General features: G+C 43.1%; 17 protein-coding genes. 14 read left to right on the top strand and 3 right to left on the bottom strand.

Features of this window, described 5'->3' with window-relative positions:
* Positions 1–4: 4 nt before the first annotated feature.
* From SWP_RS07425 to sstT, 7 genes are all read left to right on the top strand, one after another.
* A complete protein-coding gene (locus tag SWP_RS07425) occupies positions 5–1,534 on the top strand; it encodes a DNA-3-methyladenine glycosylase 2 family protein (protein WP_020911816.1) in 1,530 nt (509 codons plus the stop codon).
* Positions 1,531–2,058, top strand: coding sequence for a methylated-DNA--[protein]-cysteine S-methyltransferase (locus SWP_RS07430; protein WP_044555758.1), 528 nt, complete (start codon positions 1,531–1,533; stop codon positions 2,056–2,058). The genes SWP_RS07425 and SWP_RS07430 overlap by 4 nt, the downstream gene beginning before the upstream one ends.
* 129 nt (positions 2,059–2,187) lie before the next feature.
* The gene (locus tag SWP_RS07435; RefSeq protein ID WP_020911818.1) at positions 2,188–3,510 is read left to right on the top strand and encodes a DEAD/DEAH box helicase; all 1,323 of its coding nucleotides are present in this window, start codon (positions 2,188–2,190) and stop codon (positions 3,508–3,510) included.
* A gap of 53 nt (positions 3,511–3,563) precedes the next feature.
* Positions 3,564–4,034, top strand: a complete 471-nt coding sequence (locus SWP_RS07440) for a phosphatase domain-containing protein (protein ID WP_020911819.1) — start codon at positions 3,564–3,566, stop codon at positions 4,032–4,034.
* 27 nt (positions 4,035–4,061) lie between these two features.
* Positions 4,062–5,606 (top strand): phospholipase D-like domain-containing protein, encoded by a 1,545-nt coding sequence (locus tag SWP_RS07445; RefSeq protein WP_020911820.1) that lies wholly within the window; start codon positions 4,062–4,064, stop codon positions 5,604–5,606.
* Between the two features lie 78 nt (positions 5,607–5,684).
* Positions 5,685–6,587 carry a chemotaxis protein gene (locus tag SWP_RS07450; protein WP_020911821.1) on the top strand — a complete coding sequence of 301 codons (903 nt, stop codon included), beginning with the start codon at positions 5,685–5,687 and terminating at the stop codon, positions 6,585–6,587.
* Between the two features lie 189 nt (positions 6,588–6,776).
* Positions 6,777–7,997, top strand: coding sequence for a serine/threonine transporter SstT (gene sstT, locus SWP_RS07455; protein WP_020911822.1), 1,221 nt, complete (start codon positions 6,777–6,779; stop codon positions 7,995–7,997).
* A gap of 94 nt (positions 7,998–8,091) precedes the next feature.
* Here the strand turns inward: sstT and SWP_RS07460 are convergent, their stop codons facing one another.
* Complete coding sequence (locus SWP_RS07460) at positions 8,092–9,459, bottom strand: Gfo/Idh/MocA family oxidoreductase (RefSeq protein ID WP_020911823.1); 1,368 nt, start codon at positions 9,457–9,459, stop codon at positions 8,092–8,094.
* A gap of 311 nt (positions 9,460–9,770) precedes the next feature.
* On the opposite strand from SWP_RS07460, the gene SWP_RS07465 reads away from it, so the two are divergent.
* Positions 9,771–10,184, top strand: a complete 414-nt coding sequence (locus SWP_RS07465; RefSeq protein WP_044555759.1) for a hypothetical protein — start codon at positions 9,771–9,773, stop codon at positions 10,182–10,184.
* An 83-nt stretch (positions 10,185–10,267) separates the two neighbouring features.
* On the opposite strand, the gene SWP_RS07470 is transcribed toward SWP_RS07465, so the two are convergent.
* A complete protein-coding gene (locus tag SWP_RS07470; protein ID WP_020911825.1) occupies positions 10,268–10,921 on the bottom strand; it encodes a pseudouridine synthase in 654 nt (217 codons plus the stop codon).
* A 224-nt stretch (positions 10,922–11,145) separates the two neighbouring features.
* On the bottom strand, positions 11,146–11,739 hold the full coding sequence (locus tag SWP_RS07475; protein ID WP_020911826.1) for an acyl carrier protein phosphodiesterase: 594 nt from the start codon (positions 11,737–11,739) through the stop codon (positions 11,146–11,148).
* A gap of 154 nt (positions 11,740–11,893) precedes the next feature.
* Between SWP_RS07475 and SWP_RS24135 the strand changes: the two genes are divergently transcribed.
* The 6 genes from SWP_RS24135 (at position 11,894) to secF (ending at position 17,738) form a co-directional block, all read left to right on the top strand.
* Positions 11,894–12,055 (top strand): hypothetical protein, encoded by a 162-nt coding sequence (locus SWP_RS24135; protein WP_020911827.1) that lies wholly within the window; start codon positions 11,894–11,896, stop codon positions 12,053–12,055.
* A 139-nt stretch (positions 12,056–12,194) separates the two neighbouring features.
* On the top strand, positions 12,195–13,232 hold the full coding sequence (gene queA, locus SWP_RS07480; protein WP_020911828.1) for a tRNA preQ1(34) S-adenosylmethionine ribosyltransferase-isomerase QueA: 1,038 nt from the start codon (positions 12,195–12,197) through the stop codon (positions 13,230–13,232).
* 181 nt (positions 13,233–13,413) lie between these two features.
* Positions 13,414–14,547, top strand: a complete 1,134-nt coding sequence (tgt, locus tag SWP_RS07485; protein WP_020911829.1) for a tRNA guanosine(34) transglycosylase Tgt — start codon at positions 13,414–13,416, stop codon at positions 14,545–14,547.
* A gap of 30 nt (positions 14,548–14,577) precedes the next feature.
* Positions 14,578–14,910 carry a preprotein translocase subunit YajC gene (gene yajC, locus SWP_RS07490; protein ID WP_020911830.1) on the top strand — a complete coding sequence of 111 codons (333 nt, stop codon included), beginning with the start codon at positions 14,578–14,580 and terminating at the stop codon, positions 14,908–14,910.
* Between the two features lie 17 nt (positions 14,911–14,927).
* Positions 14,928–16,778, top strand: coding sequence for a protein translocase subunit SecD (gene secD, locus SWP_RS07495; RefSeq protein ID WP_044555760.1), 1,851 nt, complete (start codon positions 14,928–14,930; stop codon positions 16,776–16,778).
* A 12-nt stretch (positions 16,779–16,790) separates the two neighbouring features.
* On the top strand, positions 16,791–17,738 hold the full coding sequence (gene secF, locus SWP_RS07500) for a protein translocase subunit SecF (protein ID WP_020911832.1): 948 nt from the start codon (positions 16,791–16,793) through the stop codon (positions 17,736–17,738).
* The last annotated feature ends 171 nt before the right edge of the window (positions 17,739–17,909 follow it).

The following is a 17,909-nucleotide window of genomic DNA, read 5'->3' on the forward strand; positions in this document are numbered from 1 at the left end:
CCTGATGGTCAACCATGATTGTATAATTGACAGCAACATTTGCCGTAAAGCGAGACTCGCTCGAGATGCTAGGTTTGACGGCCAATTTTTTACTGGTGTGCTAACGACAGGTATTTATTGTCGTAGCATCTGTCCAGCAGTCAGTCCGAAGGAGGAAAATGTACGTTATTTTGATTCGCCATTGAAAGCAGCAAATGCGGGTTTAAGACCTTGTTTACGCTGCCGTCCAGACAGTGCGCCAGGCTCATATGCTTGGAAGGGGACTGCAACTACGCTAGAAAGGGCGATACAACTCATTGACAGTGGCGTACTAATAGGAGCTGATGCTGTCAGTATCGAGCGGCTGTCTGAAAGGCTTGGAGTAAGTAGTCGCTATCTTCGAAAGCTATTTAACGAAGGCGTTGGAACTTCTATTAAACAATATGCACTATATCGACAGCTAATGTTTGCCAAACAACTATTGCATCAGACAGAATTAACGATTACGCAAGTCGGATTGGCCGCTGGCTTTAACAGTATTCGTCGTTTCAATGAAGCTTTTAAACAGGTATTAAAGCTCACGCCGTCGACTTTCAGAAAGCAGGCTATATCTCCTGAAACTCAGTCAATATCCTCCGATAAGTCAGTAAGCGATGCATCAGAACTAAACTTCGTTGCATCGATTAAATTGTCTGTGGAACTATCATACCGTCCACCGTTAGCATGGCAGGCGCAACATGACTTTTATCAGGACAGAGCGGTAAGTAATATGGAATGGCTTCAGTCTGAAAGCAATTATGGACGCAGCTTTAGCCTCAATGGTGTGAGTGGTTACTTCGATGCCAATCACAATCAGGCACGTAATAGTTTCACTGTAGATATTGTTCTGGACAATGAGCAAGGGCTGATAGAGCTCAGTGCTATTATTGGAAATATTAAAAGACTCCTCGACCTTAATGCCAACATGCAAGCAATAGAGCAAGATTTAGCATTATTAGTGCCGCTGAAGCCACTGATGATCTCAGGTTTACGGCTACCAGGAACTTGGTCAACCTTTGAAGCTGGTTGCAGGGCTGTACTGGGGCAACAAGTGAGTATTATACAAGCGTCGAAACTACTCAATCAGTTTGTACTTGCTTACGGTGAACGGCGCGCTATCGGTGATAAAGAGGTTGTGCTATTTCCAACCCCTGAGGCCGTGGCTAGTGCTAGTCTAGATGAATTAAAAATGCCTGGTGCAAGAAAACTCGCACTTAACGCTTTAGGTGAGTTTGTAAAGCAACATCCAGATAAAGCGCTTGATGATTGGTTATCAATAAAAGGGATTGGCCCCTGGACTATCGCTTATGCACAAATGCGCGGCGCAAGTCATCCTGACATATTGTTATGCGGTGATCTGGTTGTTAAAAAGCGAGTGTTGTCTTTGTATCAGCAGCATCAACAAGATGCAGGGGAAATAGACGCAATAGATTACCCTGCGTTAACCAAGGATATAACTAAAACCATCAGCCCTTGGGGAAGTTACTTAACCTTTCAGTTGTGGAATTTATCATGATAAAACTAGCACCGTTAGCCAAGCTTAATTTTAAAACAACAGTGGGGGTTATTTCGCTTTGCGCCAATGCATCTGGGATCAGTCATCTTAGTTTTGTGCCACAAACAGGTGATGGATGGCAAACAAGAGAGGTGTTGCTTGATGCTTCAAACGAAAAAGAGTCAATATCGCTCGCCGAGGCGCACCTCAAACAAGCTAAGAAAGAGTTGCTTGAATATCTCGCGGGAGAGCGACAGTTGTTTACTGTAGCCCTTGCACCACAAGGAACAGAGTTTCAACAGCAAGTGTGGCACTCATTGAGCCAGTTAGGTTATGGCAGTACATGTAGTTACGCGCATATTGCTGATAAAATTGGTCGGCCTAAAGCCGTTAGGGCGGTGGGCACTGCTAATGGTGCTAATCCTATCGCGATAATTGTGCCGTGCCATCGAGTGATTGGAAAGAATGGCAAGTTAACGGGATACGCCTATGGTTTATCATTAAAGCAAAAGCTATTACAGTTGGAGGGGATTTCAGTCGTTTAACATAAAAACTGCGCCCTTAGTGACTATATTTGCAGGGGCGGGGGCGTTATTTAGCATCAAAGCAAAGCTTTTTTGACGGTATTAGCGTAGAATAGCCGCCTTATTTTTGATTAGGTCGCGCCCGTAAATATGACTCAGCCAGATCCTGCAACTCAAGCCACTATAACCACTGTTGAAAAAGCACCGCAGCTTAAAAGCTTTGCGGATTTAGGGCTAATCCCTGAATTGCTAGCAACACTTGATGCTTTGGCTTATCAGTCGCCAACAGCAATTCAACAGAGCACTATTCCTGCAGTCATAGCTGGTAGCGACGTACTGGGCGGAGCCATAACTGGATCTGGGAAAACGGCTGCGTTTGCCCTGCCTATCATTCAGTTACTAGCGAAATCAGCTAAACAGACTCGCCAAAGTAACTATGTCTCGAGTCTAATATTGGTTCCTACACGAGAGTTGGCACAGCAAGTTGCTGACAGCTTTATGCGTTATGCACAAAACATCAAGCCGAACCTAAAAGTACTGGCTGTTTATGGCGGCGTTTCGACTAACAGTCAAATGCAGAGCTTACGCGGCGGTGCAGACATTTTAGTGGCGACGCCAGGAAGATTACTCGACTTGATGTCAAGTAATGCTGTTAAGCTAGATAAGGTTAGCAGCCTTGTCCTCGATGAAGCTGATCGTATGTTGAGCCTAGGCTTTACCGATGAATTAGCTGCGTTGCTAGAGAAATTGCCCGCGAAGAAACAAACACTGCTTTTCTCGGCGACCTTTCCTGAAGAAGTGTCATTACTGACCCAATCTCTGCTTAATAACCCTGTGGAGGTTCAACTACAGAGTGAAGAGAAAAACACCTTAGTTCAGCGTGTTATTACGGTTAACCGTAATCGTAAAACGCCACTATTAGTTGAGCTGATAAAACAAAATGACTGGCAGCAAATTCTAATATTTGCCAGTGCAAAATATACCTGTAATCGCTTAGCTCAAAAATTAGATAATGCCGGTATAACCGCAGAAATTTTTCACAGTGATAAAGGCCAAGGGGCAAGAACGCGAGTGCTTGACGGTTTTAAGCGTGGTGAAACTCGGGTGCTTATTGCAACCGATATCGCTGCTCGTGGTATTGATATTGAAAAACTACCTATTGTAATTAACTATGAGTTACCGCGAAGCCCTGCTGACTACATGCACCGTATTGGTCGAAGTGGTCGAGCTGGCGAAGCGGGTTTAGCATTGTCACTCATCTCTCATGATGAGTATCAACATTTCAAAGTGATAGAGAAAAAGAATAAGCTAAGACTCGAACGAGAACAGTACCCAGGTTTTGAAGCAGATGCTGAAGCGCCTGAAGATTGTCCATCACGTATCGAGAAACCGATGGCTAAACCCGCTGGTACTGGCAAGAAACACCGTAACAAATTACCGAAGGCAAATGCTGACCTTTGGGCAAAGAAATAAGTACCCATTGTAAATTTTACTTCGTATAACGCTAAGATTAATTAGGACAAAGTATGCAACACCTATTTTGGTTAGTAGAAGGACAAATTGCAGGACGCAGTGGCCCCAATAAAGACGCTTGGGATCTATCTGAATTGAAAGGGGAGGGCATTGATGCCATTCTTTCAGTTAATAATGGTGAATCCTGTGAAGATGAGGATTTTTCTTCAGTAGGCATCGAATACAAGTGCATTCCTTTTTCGCGCAATGCGCCGCCTGAAGCGGGAGATCTTGAGTATTGCGTAGAGCAAGTTCCTAAGGCATTGGCTTATATTCGCCAATGTGAAGCGCAAAATAAAACAGTTCTAATTCATTGCCGCTCTGGTAAAGATAGAACTGGCTTGATTATGGCCTACTATCTGATGGATAACGGCGCAGCGCCTTTACATGCCGTGAGTCAGATAAGAGCAATTCGTGATATAGCATTTAGCGCTGATGGCTGGGATCAATTTGCATTTGATGTGCTTTATGCGTTACAAGAATAGGTATTAGTTAACAACTGAAGTTATTCAATGAAAGCAATCGGATTGCTAACTGCTTTTCCTGCAAAGTTACTATTGCTATGGGCAGCCATTATATTGTTGGTTGGCTGCCAAGTAACCCCTCAATATCCTGAAAAGACAGCAACATTTAAGCTGTCAGTTGATCCCAACTCTGCGCTTTCACAATATGTAGCCTCCGATCTACAAGCTAATCCAAACCGTACCGGGGTGGTGCCTCTCACGGATGGCGTGGATGCTTTTATTGCAAGATTAGCTTTGGTTAATGCCGCCTCAAGCAGTATTGATCTACAGTATTATATTTATCGCGCTGACGATACCGGTAGGTTGTTGCTGTGGCACCTGATGGATGCCGCTGAACGGGGTGTAAGAGTTCGAATTTTGCTTGATGACATGGCAACAAAGGGCGCCGATGACACCTTAATCTTGTTGGCTAAGCACAGAAATATTGATGTGCGCTTATATAATCCGTCTTTCGAACGTTCTTTTAGAAATATCGCCTTTTTAAGTAGTTTCTCTCGGCTGAACCACCGTATGCACAATAAGTCGTTAACGGTTGATAATACGATTACCGTTGTCGGTGGTCGCAATATTGGCAATGAGTATTTCTCAAATCACACCGATGTCGATTTTGGTGACTTTGACTTGATGGCGATCGGTGAATCTGTTGATGAGGTGTCAGATCAGTTTGACTTGTATTGGAATGCACCGCTAACCGTTAACATTAATGCACTCGCCAAGCACGAGGTGAGTAAACAAGACTTAGCACAAGCAATGGCTGTGGTTGATAATGCTAAAGCTGAATACCGCAGCAACACCTATATTAAGCGTCTATTAGACAGTGACTTAATTCAAAAGATGCAAAGTCATTCTTTACCATGGTTTTGGGGGAAGGCTAAGCTTATCTATGATCAACCTGACAAACAAAACCATCAATCTGAGTCAGATAGCATGCTAGCTGATTTAGGTGGTTTTTTGTCTCAAGCTGAAAATGAGGTAATGATTGTATCGCCCTATTTTGTCCCGACTAGAGAGGGAACGAGCAATCTAATCGATGCGGTCAAAAGTGGAATCGAAGTCACGGTGTTAACGAACAGTCTCGCCGCAACAGATGTACTTGCTGTACATGCTGGTTATCGAGCTTACCGTGAAAGGCTATTAGAAGCAGGTGTACGCATATTTGAAGTTAAAGCCAATCTTAATATTAAGAAAAGTAGCAGTTGGACAGGAAGCTCTAAGAGCAGCTTACATGCGAAAACATTTATTATAGATCGTTCTTCAATCTTTGTTGGTTCGTTTAATTTTGACCCGCGTTCAGCGTGGCTCAACACAGAAATGGGGCTGATTATTAATAATGAAAAATTAGCCGGTGGAGTGGTTGAGGGGATTGAAGCTAGTTTGGCTGCAGATACCTACCGTTTATCACTTGAAGATGATGAGCTTATTTGGCATGACGATCTAAAAGGGCGCGAGATCTATAGCGAGCCTGATGCAGGTCTTTGGCGCAAATTCTTAGTTGACTGTATCGCATTATTACCGATTGAGTCACAGCTTTAATTGTGAGTTTGATACGATTAAGGTAAAGTTTGTTTGCGCAAATCAGGAAGACTTAAGTAACTAAGAGATAACAATATAATGAAAAGTAAGGCAACGCAGTCCCAAGGATTATTATTGTTTCAACTGTCATATACTCAACTCTTTGCGCTGGGGACATTAAAAGTCAGGGAGTTAGTTCCCTATAGTCCGCTCAGTGTCATTCCTCAATCTCATCCGACGATATTAGGAGCGGCAACCATCCGCGGTACCACTATTCCCGTTGTTGATATGGCAGCCGCCATTGGTTATCGGCCCATGTCGGATGAAGAGCTAAAAGACAGTTATATTATTATTACCGATTGTCAGCGGATGGTGATTGGCTTTCTGGTGCGTTCAATTGACAAGATAATCGAGTGTAATTGGCGAGATATTGAATCACCGCCAAATAACTTAGGGAAAAATGCATTCTTAACCGGTGTCACGCGTATCGATGATAAATTAGTTCAGTTATTGGATGTTGAACTGCTACTTTCAAAAGTGTTTCCTGCAAGTCCTGAAACAACTCGCGCTATTTTGACCGATGTGCAGCGAGAACAGCTTAAGCCACTGCAAATATTACTGGTAGACGACTCGATGGTTGCCCGTAAACAACTTTCGGATGCGTTAGATAGCATCAACATTCCTTATCAAGTGACCGCCGATGGGCAGCACGCTCTTGCAATTATGGAGCAGGCTGAAAAGAATGGTCATGCTATCGATATCTTAGTCAGTGATATTGAGATGCCCGGACTTGACGGCTATGAATTAGCGTTTGAAGTTAAGAATAACCCCGCTATCGCAGATGCCTATATCATCTTACATACTTCGCTATCGAGTGAGATAAGTGTTAGCCAGGCTCATCAAGTTGGCGCTAATGAAGCACTGACCAAGTTCGATGCTCATGAGCTTATTGAAGCTATGCTGCGTGGCGCGAATAAAGTAAAAGCTATTGCTAATATTTAGTAGCTTGTTAGTAATATGCTGCCTCAGAGTAATAACGAGGTCTAATTGTCTAGCAAAGGTAGACAACTATGGCCACATCCGATACAAACACTGTTGAAGGAAGATTAATTTAATTTAAGGCTTACAACTTTGCTGCTAGCCCTTAAATCAAATTAATAAAAACTAAAAATTATAAATGCAGGTTAAGTAATGAATCAAAAAACATCTCTGTTTGCCAAAATGGCAAGTGGCAGTCTCGTATTACAAATTCTCGTAGGTATTATCGCTGGTGTTGTATTGGCGACAGTTTCAAAAACAGGTGCAGAGAACGTTGCCTTTCTTGGTGAGCTATTTGTTGGCGCATTGAAAGCCATTGCACCAATATTGGTTTTTATCTTAGTTGCCGCTTCTATTGCAAACCAAAAAAAGAATGCCAAAACTAATATGCGACCAATTGTGTTGTTGTATTTGTTTGGTACTTTTTGCGCAGCACTAACCGCAGTACTCATGAGCTTTGCATTTCCAACTACGCTGGTTCTAGTAACGGGTGCCCAAGGCGCCACTCCGCCAGAAGGTATTGGCGAAGTTATCAATACTTTGTTGTTCAAAGTTGTTGATAACCCGGTTAATGCGCTAATGACAGGCAATTACATCGGTATCTTAGCTTGGGGTGTAGGTTTAGGTATTGCACTGCACCATGCAAGTGATTCAACTAAGCAAGTTTTTGCTGACGTGAGCCATGGTGTTTCACAAATGGTACGCTTTATTATTCGCTTAGCGCCAATTGGTATTTTCGGTCTGGTATCAGCGACCTTTGCTGCTACAGGTTTTGCGGCAATTGCTGGTTATGCTCAATTGCTCGCTGTGCTTCTCGGTGCAATGGCAATCATAGCGCTTGTGGTTAACCCTGCGATTGTTTATTACAAGATCCGTCGTAACCCTTATCCGTTAGTATTTACTTGCTTGCGTGAAAGTGGTGTCACAGCCTTCTTTACGCGCTCAAGTGCGGCTAACATCCCTGTTAATATGGCGTTGTGCGAAAAGCTAAAGTTGCATGAAGATACTTACTCAGTTTCTATTCCACTAGGTGCCACCATTAATATGGGCGGCGCTGCAATCACCATTACGGTTTTAACCTTGGCTGCGGTAAATACTTTAGGTGTACAGGTTGATATCTTGACCGCTATCTTACTGAGTGTTGTGGCTGCGGTATCTGCTTGTGGTGCTTCAGGTGTTGCAGGCGGTTCTTTGTTGCTTATTCCGCTTGCATGTAGCTTATTTGGTATTTCAAACGATGTGGCAATGCAGGTTGTAGCTGTTGGCTTTATCATTGGTGTGATTCAAGATTCAGCTGAAACAGGACTAAACAGCTCAACTGATGTGATTTTTACCGCTGCAGCGTGCGAAGCCGCAGAGCGTAAAGAGAGCTAATGATTATTTAGTCTCATAGCCCTAAGTATATTGGCTATAGATAAAAGCCCTACAATACTGTTGTAGGGCTTTTTTATAAATTAACGAAACAGGGTTAGGCGCCAATAATTCCTAGAGGCTTACCGGTTTTCCAAGCGCCGCGGGTGAAGTCAGGAAAATTAACCGAATTACTGCGATTATTCACCGACTCTTCGCTAAGTATATTGACCACTGACCAAGCCGCACCATCATAAACATCTTGATCTAAGGCTTCGCCATTGCGCAGGCAGTACACCATCCTCCAAAGCATTAAGAAGTCCATGCCACCGTGGCCACCATTTTTCTCGGCCTCTTTCCCCATTCGCTGCCAAAGAGGGTGGTCATATTTGTCATACCATTTGCTCATATCCATATCCCACTTATGGAAATTTCCGTTACCTCCTTTTTCAATCGCTATCCGATTTGGGAAGCCTGCAAATACCCCATTAGTGCCTTGGATAAGATTATGGCGACTGTATGGTCTTGGGGTTGTCGTGTCGTGTTGTACCATAATGGTCCGGCCGTTAATCGTCTTAATGAGGCTAGTATTAATATCGCCGTTGATATAGTTGAGCTGATTGCGTTCATGATCTTCAGGGAATTCACGTTGTGCGTATAGTGCGCGACCAAGCGCTGGCGAACTCATTGAAGTTAGGTAATCAAAACGGTCGCCACGATTGATATTCATATACTGCGAAACGGGCCCTAAACCGTGAGTAGGGTATAGATTACCATTGCGTTTCGTATGCCAGTATGTGCGCCAAGAGCCTGTTTTTTGATTGAGCTCTTTCATTTGCCAACGAAGCTCGTGAATATATGCTGCTTCCCCATGCAGCAGTTCACCAAAAACGCCTTGGCGTACCATATTAAGCACCATTAACTCATCACGGCCATAATTGACGTTTTCCATCATCATGCAGTTTTTCTGAGTTTTTTCTGCAGTATTAACGATTTGCCAACACTCTTCGACAGTAAGTGCTAGTGGCACTTCAACGAAAGCATGCTTGCCGCTCTCCATCGTATCAATAGCCATTGGCGCATGCCATTCCCATGGGGTTGAGATGATCACTATATCGATATCTTTGCGGCGGAGTAATTCAAGATAAGACTTTTCACTACCGCTATAGCGCGCGGGCGTCTTGAGTCCTTGTTCTGTAACAAATGCGACTGATCTGTCGAGTACTTCTGTATCGGTATCACATATCGCAACAATCTCTACGCCCTCTAAATGGCAAAAATGTTTAACATGACCTGAGCCACGTTGGCCAACACCAATGAACCCCACTCTAACCGTGTCCATTTTTGGGGCTATCAAGCCCATTACGCTTTTTCCTTGTATCGGAGGCGCTGGAACGGTATTAGAACCTGAAGCAAAAGAGGGGCTGGCAAGGCTTGCCGCCGCAATACCGGCAGTTTTTAGAAAGTGTCTTCGATTGAATTTCATTATCTGTCCTATAAAGAGTAGAGCAAGCGTTTTGCACGCCATATTGATTTTTGTTTTTATAATCAAACAAAGTTATATCAAACTTTGCAATAAATAGGCTAAAAAAACTCGTTACGGTTTGTTGCGCTTGCGTTTCTATTCAAATTTACTAAAGTAATGCATAGAAAGTGACTTAAATCGCGTTTTTATTTTAATTGTGCGATACAATTTAGGTTACAAGGTAGTCGCTTTAGCGGTAAACTTACCTACAATAACAATTGATTTACATAATAAAATAATGATTTATTAACTGTTCCGGGGTAGATAATTCGATGGCTGTTGTACGCAATAAGGCAAAAGAAGTTATTCAAATTGAGAATCGCACCAAGCTCAAGGAGATGGAGATGTCAGTAGTTGAAAAGCGTAAGCGTTTATTTTCGAAAGTTGACGCTATTGAAAACCGAGAAGTCGTTGGCCGTTGGATCGATGAACGTCCATTACTCGGTGATAAAATTACAGTTTATAAGCAGGCTGAGACCTACTATTTAGAGACTTGGTATAACGATGGTTGCCACAGTTTGGATGAAATGATCTCCGAACGTACAGATGACGGCGTAAAGCTTGAGGATAAAGGTGGCAATATTTTCGGCGAATACTTTATGCTCACGGCGAGTAATGATCTGATGTTTTGCAACTCTAGCTTATGTTATTACACCGCAGTTAAACATGACGTTGAAGCCGCTTAGACCTTTAGAACTATAGCAGTTCAATGCGAAAGGGGCTTTAAGCCCCTTTCTTGTGCCCATTCTATACTGTTGAGTGTATGGAATTAGAAAGAACAATGACTTGAAAAATGCATCTGTTTGCCACTGTAAGGGTGAGTAAAGCTCAAAGATTGTGCATGAAGCTTTAGTCTAGGCGCTGAATCAACAATGTGCTGTTCAGCATAAAAGTCATCACCCAGAATTGGATTGCCGATTGCTAACAAATGCACACGTAGCTGATGAGTGCGACCTGTAACAGGCTTAAGTTCCAATAAAGTGCTATTAGCTCGAACTTCTAGTGTTTCGAAGTGGGTAATTGCTACCTTACCAGTCGCTGATACTTGCTGCTTAGGAGGGTTAGCTTTATCGGCCGTTATTGGTAATTCAATTACTCCCTGTGCATTTTGTAGATGCCCACTGACTTCAGTGATATAGGTTTTTTGTGTTTTACGATCTTGAAACTGAGTTTTCAGGTTGGATTCTGCCTTTTTATTTCGAGCAAATACCATAACTCCTGACGTTGAACAGTCTAGTCGATGCACTAAAATCGCATCTTTGAATCGTTGCTGGATCCGAGACAATGCACAATCATGGGTATAATCTGCTATGCCTGGATTAGACAGTAAACCTGAAGGTTTATTAATGATGATAATGTCCCTGTCGACATAACGAAGATCTAACCAAGGAATAGTGGGGGGCTGATAAGTAAATATTTGCATGGGTTCTCCTGTTACGCCGCGATTCTAGCAAAATGACGGTCTAAGACAAACCGTTATTGCATTAATCCCTTATGTGTAATCGATTTGAGTCATTATCTTAAAATGGGAAGGGTAAACGTTGAGTTTCGAGTGTTGTAAACGAGGGAGTCAAACTGCGGTACAGCGCCTTTTAACAAGTCATGTTACATAAGGCGCTGCTAAGACGGTCATTTCATTGCTTAAGGCTAAAGATACTCTGTTGGCGTGTTACGTGTCCATAGACGACTGTATGCCATTAGTTGCGGATAAAAAGTACGGAAAGCTGTTTCTATTTCGATATCTAACTTCTTTACTGTTTCTTGAGCACCGTTAAATATTTCGGGCTTTGAAACACGTTTAGCCACAGAAACTAGGGTTTGATTGAGGCCTTTTGGGCTTCGGTAGGCAACCAGCCAGTTCTCTTTGCGTATTTTTGGCGCTATCGATACCAATCCTTCTGGTAATTCGTCGCATTCATCAATTGCATCATAGGCTTTAATCGCAAATGCTTCGAGACTTAGATGATGATACTCATCCCAATACTTAGCCAGCATATGGTCAAAACAGATATCAATGATAATCGGCGCCGCTCGAGTAAGAGATTTTGGAAATTTTTGTAACAACTCTTTGGTGAGCTCATGCGAATCTGTCAGTTGATCTATTTGCCTATGTAACCAGATCCCCTGTTGTAGGTGTTTTGGAAAGTGCTCGATACTGCCTTTGGCAAAATCGCCAGCAATGTTTGCTGCTAAAGAGGTCTGACTGACGTCAGCTAAATGTAGGTGAGCAAGAAAGTTCATATTTTATACTTGGTGATATGAGTACTTTCACGGTAACATGCGGAGTGGTGCGAAGGAAATTCTTTATTACAAATTTTAATGTGAAGAACTGCTTCATGGACGTGCATCGCTTTACGGCAATTTACCTATCCAATTAACGGTTTGAGGATCAAGGATGATGTGGAACTGGTTATCGAAAAAGCTCGCTCGTACAGAGCAGCCACAGCGCAGAAAAGTAGACATAGATATTCCCTTTGAGCAGCATCGCTATCGTATTGAGGATTTTGACATAGATTCTGAAACAACAGTTGAAGAAACTAAGCAGGATAAAGCTTAAATAGCGAATAAAATAACAGTAAAAAACGTTAGTACTTCTACATTAGAAGAATTATGCGGAATAAATGTACTTCAATTGTTGATCTTCATTCTCTCTAGTCATAGACTGGCCGCCGATTTAGAGACAGTAGAGACTTTCCATGCGTGTTGCAGATTTTTCTTTTGAACTTCCCGATGAGCTTATTGCGCGTTATCCGACGGCAGAGCGCACAGCTTCAAGACTTCTATCGTTAGATGGTAACAGCGGCGCATTAGCCGATTTGCAATTTACCGCAATACTAGAAAAAGTACAGCCCGGTGATTTAATGGTATTTAACAATACCCGAGTTATCCCTGCGCGCTTATTTGGTAAAAAGCAATCTGGCGGTAAGTTAGAGATACTGGTTGAGCGGATGCTCGATGACAAGCGTATTCTTGCTCACGTCCGTTGCTCTAAGTCACCAAAAGTAGATAATATTATTTGTCTCGACAACGGGTACGAAATGAAGATGTGTGCTCGTCACGATGCTTTATTCGAACTTGAGCTACAATCAGATAAAACAATTCTTGAGGTATTGGAAGAAGTAGGGCACATGCCGCTACCGCCTTATATAGATAGACCTGATGAGGATGCAGATAAAGAGCGTTATCAGACAGTCTACAACCAAACTCCAGGTGCAGTGGCAGCCCCAACAGCGGGCTTACATTTTGATGACGCAATGCTCGCTGCACTTAAAGACAAAGGCGTAAAAACGGCATTTGTTACCTTGCACGTCGGTGCAGGTACTTTTCAGCCTGTACGAGTCGATGAGATCCTTGATCATAAAATGCATTCTGAATGGGCTGAAGTTTCGCAAGATGTCGTTGACCTCATAGCATTGACGAAAGCAAACGGTCATCGAGTGATTGCTGTTGGTACAACATCAGTGCGTTCACTAGAAAGTGCCGCTAGGGCATCAGCTGCTGAGTTAGAGGCATTTAGTGGCGATACTGATATCTTTATCTATCCTGGTTATCAGTTCCAAGTAGTCGATGCAATGGTGACAAATTTTCACCTGCCTGAGTCGACGTTAATAATGTTGCTTAGTGCATTTGCTGGCTTCGATGAGGTAAAAACCGCCTATCAGCATGCGATTGCTCAAAAATACCGCTTCTTTAGCTATGGCGACGCCATGTTTGTGACTAAAAAAGCGAACTAATCTTTAAATATGCTTTAAAATACCCACCCAAACAGATGAGGTGGGTTTTTTTCATCCTCATTTTGGTACTTATTTTATTGATAAGGGTTGATACTTAATCTGTTGCCCTTATCTCTAGTGTTAATCTACAACTCATTTGTGAGTTAACTCAGGTCAGACTGTTTCTCTGGCGAGGTGAATAATGAAATTTGAATTAGATACAACTCAAGGTCGTGCACGTCGCGGGCGCTTAGTATTTGAACGCGGAACCGTAGAAACTCCAGCGTTTATGCCTGTAGGTACCTACGGTACAGTTAAAGGGATGACGCCTGAAGAAGTACGTGAAACCGGCGCAGATATACTACTCGGTAACACTTTTCACCTGTGGCTACGTCCTGGTGAAGAGATCATGCGTAAGCACGGCGACCTACATGACTTTATGAATTGGCAGCGTCCAATTTTGACCGATTCGGGTGGGTTCCAAGTGTTTAGTTTGGGTGATATTCGCAAAATTACTGAAGAGGGTGTGCATTTCCGTTCACCGATTAATGGCGAAAAAATCTTTTTAGATCCTGAAAAGTCTATGCAAATTCAAGACTCTTTAGGCAGTGATGTTGTAATGATTTTTGACGAATGTACGCCATACCCAGCAACAGAAGACGAAGCACGTAAATCGATGCAGATGTCGCTGCGTTGGGCGCAACGTTCACGTGATGAATTTGACAGACTTGAAAACCCGAATTCTCTATTCGGTATTATTCAAGGCGGTGTTTATGAAGGCCTACGCGACGAGAGCTTAAAGGGCTTAGTCGATATTGGTTTTGATGGATATGCTGTCGGTGGTTTAGCTGTGGGTGAGCCAAAAGAAGATATGCATCGCATTCTTGAGCACACATGCCCGCAAATTCCTGCTGATAAACCACGCTACTTGATGGGGGTCGGTAAGCCAGAAGATTTAGTTGAAGGCGTACGTCGTGGTGTTGATATGTTTGACTGTGTCATGCCAACACGAAACGCTCGAAATGGTCATCTGTTTACCAGTGAAGGTGTTGTTAAGATCCGTAATGCACGTCATCGTGACGACACTTCAACACTTGATGATAAGTGTGATTGTTATACCTGTAAGAATTACTCACGGGCATACCTTTACCACTTAGATCGTTGTAATGAGATTCTAGGAGCTCGATTAAACACCATTCATAACCTTCGTTATTACCAAAGATTGATGGAAGGTTTGCGTGGCGCGATTGAGACAGGTACATTAGACGACTTCGTTACAGAGTTCTATACCAGCCAAGGCCGGGAAGTACCTGAAGTTCCTGAATTAACCGATTAATTTTTACTCAGACAATAAGAAGAGAATACTATGTTTATTTCAAATGCATATGCAGCAGATGCACCTGTAGGCGGCGCTGGCGGCACTATGGAACTTATTTTCATGTTGGTCATTTTTGGCCTGATTTTTTATTTTATGATTTTCCGTCCGCAATCAAAGCGTGTTAAAGAGCATAAGAACCTAATGAGCTCATTGAGCAAAGGTGACGAAGTGCTAACTAGTGGCGGAATTTTAGGTAAAATTGCTAAGATCAGTGATGAGAACGACTACGTTTTGTTGGCGATTAACGAAACTAGCGAAATCACGATTAAAAAGGATTACATTGCGGCGGTATTGCCTAAAGGCTCTATTAAGTCACTTTAAGCCAAGAGGGCTATGGCGTGTTAAATAAATACCCAATGTGGAAAAACCTTATGGTGATGATTATCATCGCCATAGGTGGATTCTATGCGATACCAAACCTATTCGGTGAGGACCATGCAGTACAGGTGGTTGCAACCCGAGGAGCCGAGGTGACAGCGTCGACTCAGTCGGCAGTAAATGATGTATTAGTAAGCAAAGGTATTGCTGTTAAGCGATCTGAGCTTGAAAATGGTCAATTATTAGTTCGTGTTGGCAATGGTGAAGAACAGTTGCTTGCTAAAGAAGCTATTGCTGAGGCACTTGGCGATAAGTTTACGGTGGCGTTAAACCTTGCACCCGCAACTCCAGAGTGGCTTGAAGCCATGGGCGGATCGCCTATGAAGCTAGGTCTTGATCTACGTGGTGGCGTTCACTTCTTAATGGAAGTCGATATGGGTGAAGCCGTGCGTAAAATGACCGAAGCTAAAGTGGCTGACTTCAGAACTGATTTACGTGCTGAGAGAATTCGCTATGCGGGTATTCGTAACGGCGCCAGAGGCATCGAAATCAAGTTCCGTGATGCAGAAACGTTAGCGAATGCCGAGCGTTTCCTAAAATCACGTAGCGCTGACATGGTCTTCACCGATCGTTCTACTGGCAGTGATTATTTTCTTGTTGCTAATCCAAGTGATGTTTATTTAAAACAGATCAAGGAAGAAGCACTACAGCAAAACATTACCACTTTACGTAATCGTGTGAACGAACTTGGTGTTGCCGAGCCAGTAGTACAGCGTCAAGGCGCTGAGCGTATTATTGTAGAGCTTCCTGGTGTTCAAGACACTGCGCGTGCAAAAGAGATTTTAAGTGCGACGGCGTCAATTGAGTTCCATATGGTTGACCAAAATGCTGACGTTCAAGCTGCAGCAAGTGGTCGTGTACCCGCGGGGTCTGAGCTCTATCAGCGCCGTGAAGGCGGTCCGGTCGTGCTTAAGAAAGCTGTAATGCTAACCGGCGATCATATCCAAGGTGCGCAACCTAGCTACGATGAGTACAGTCGTCCACAAGTCTCTATTAACTTAGACTCTAAAGGTGGCTCTATCTTTTCCAATGTGACTAAAGACAACATAGGTAACCCTATGGCGACTTTATTCATTGAGTATAAAGATACTGGTGAGAAGAACGCTGATGGCAGCGTTAAAATGAAGAAGATTGAAGAAGTTATTTCAGTTGCAACGATTCAAGCTCGTCTTGGTCGTAACTTCGTTATCACAGGCCTTGGCCATGCAGAATCACAGAATCTTGCGTTGTTGCTACGTGCTGGTGCCTTGATTGCGCCAGTATACATTGTTGAAGAGCGTACTATTGGTCCGAGCCTAGGTGCTGAAAATATCGAAAACGGTATGCAAGCGATGATATGGGGGATGGCGGTTGTGCTTCTCTTCATGTTGGTTTACTACCGTGGTTTTGGTCTTATTGCTAACCTTGCATTAACAGCTAACCTAGTCATGGTTGTGGGTGTTATGTCGATGATCCCAGGCGCCGTATTAACGCTGCCAGGTATCGCAGGTATGGTACTGACTGTTGGTATGGCAGTTGATGGTAACGTGCTTATTTACGAACGTATTCGTGAAGAATTGCGTAATGGTCGTAGTATTCAGCAAGCGATTCATGAAGGATATGGTAATGCGTTTTCAACCATTGCCGATGCCAACATTACTACCTTTATGACGGCACTTATTCTATTTGCAGTCGGTACGGGTGCTGTTAAAGGCTTTGCGGTTACCTTAATGATCGGTATCGCCACGTCGATGTTTACCTCTATTGTTGGAACACGTTCTATTGTGAACGCGATCTGGGGTGGTAAGCGCGTGAAGAAACTGTCTATCTAAGGGGAAGTTGAAATGTTTCAGATTTTAAATATCAAAGGCTCTATCAACTTCCTGCGCCATGCTGTGCCTATTAGTATCCTTTCTGCGATATTAGTACTGGGCTCTCTTGGGTCTCTAGCAACCAAAGGTATTAATTGGGGCTTGGACTTCACCGGCGGGACGGTTGTTGAGCTTGAGTTTTCAAGCCCTGCTAATTTAGTGGCTATCCGTGAAGGGCTTTCTACGGAAGAAACTGATGGTGCAGTGGTACAGAACTTCGGTTCGAGCCGCGACATTCTGATCCGTCTTCCTGTAAAAGAAGGCGTAAAGAGTGACACTCAAGTTGCTCATGTGATGGAAGGCGTGACACAACTCGACCCTACTGTTATTCAGAAGCGTGTTGAGTTTGTTGGCCCTCAAGTCGGTAAAGAGCTTGCAGAACAAGGTGGTTTAGCGGTTCTAGTGGCGTTGATATGTATTCTTATATATGTATCTTTTCGCTTCGAATGGCGCCTAGCATTAGGTTCTGTGACGGCGTTGGCTCATGATGTAATCATTACTCTTGGGGTATTTTCAATATTCCAATTAGAGTTTGACTTAACTGTGCTAGCGGGTTTATTGACCGTTGTAGGTTACTCGCTTAACGATACTATTGTGGTATTTGACCGTATTCGTGAGAACTTCCTTAAGTTACGTAAAGGTTCGCCTGAAGATGTGGTTAATACTTCAATCACTCAAACGATGAGCAGAACGATTATTACCACTGGAACAACATTAGTTGTTGTTGTCGCCTTGTTCCTTAAAGGTGGCACTATGATCCATGGCTTTGCGACTGCTCTGCTTATGGGTATTTTCGTTGGTACATTCTCATCAATCTATGTCGCAAGTTTCTTAGCGATCAAACTTGGGATCAATCGTGAACACATGATGCCAGTAGAGATTGAAAAAGAGGGCGCAGATCAAGACACCTTGATGCCATAAAGTTCAGCTATAATCTCCAAAGGCCACCTAATATAGGTGGCCTTTTTGTTTTTTGTGCTGGATGTGTATTAATTATGAGTTGATGGTACTAGCTAATCTAACTGATTGTGGTGATTTGTATTAAAGCTTAAAACAGCGCTCGACAGTGATAATGTTTTAGCAGTAGCATGG

This window comes from Shewanella piezotolerans WP3, assembly GCF_000014885.1.
Taxonomy (GTDB): domain Bacteria; phylum Pseudomonadota; class Gammaproteobacteria; order Enterobacterales; family Shewanellaceae; genus Shewanella; species Shewanella piezotolerans.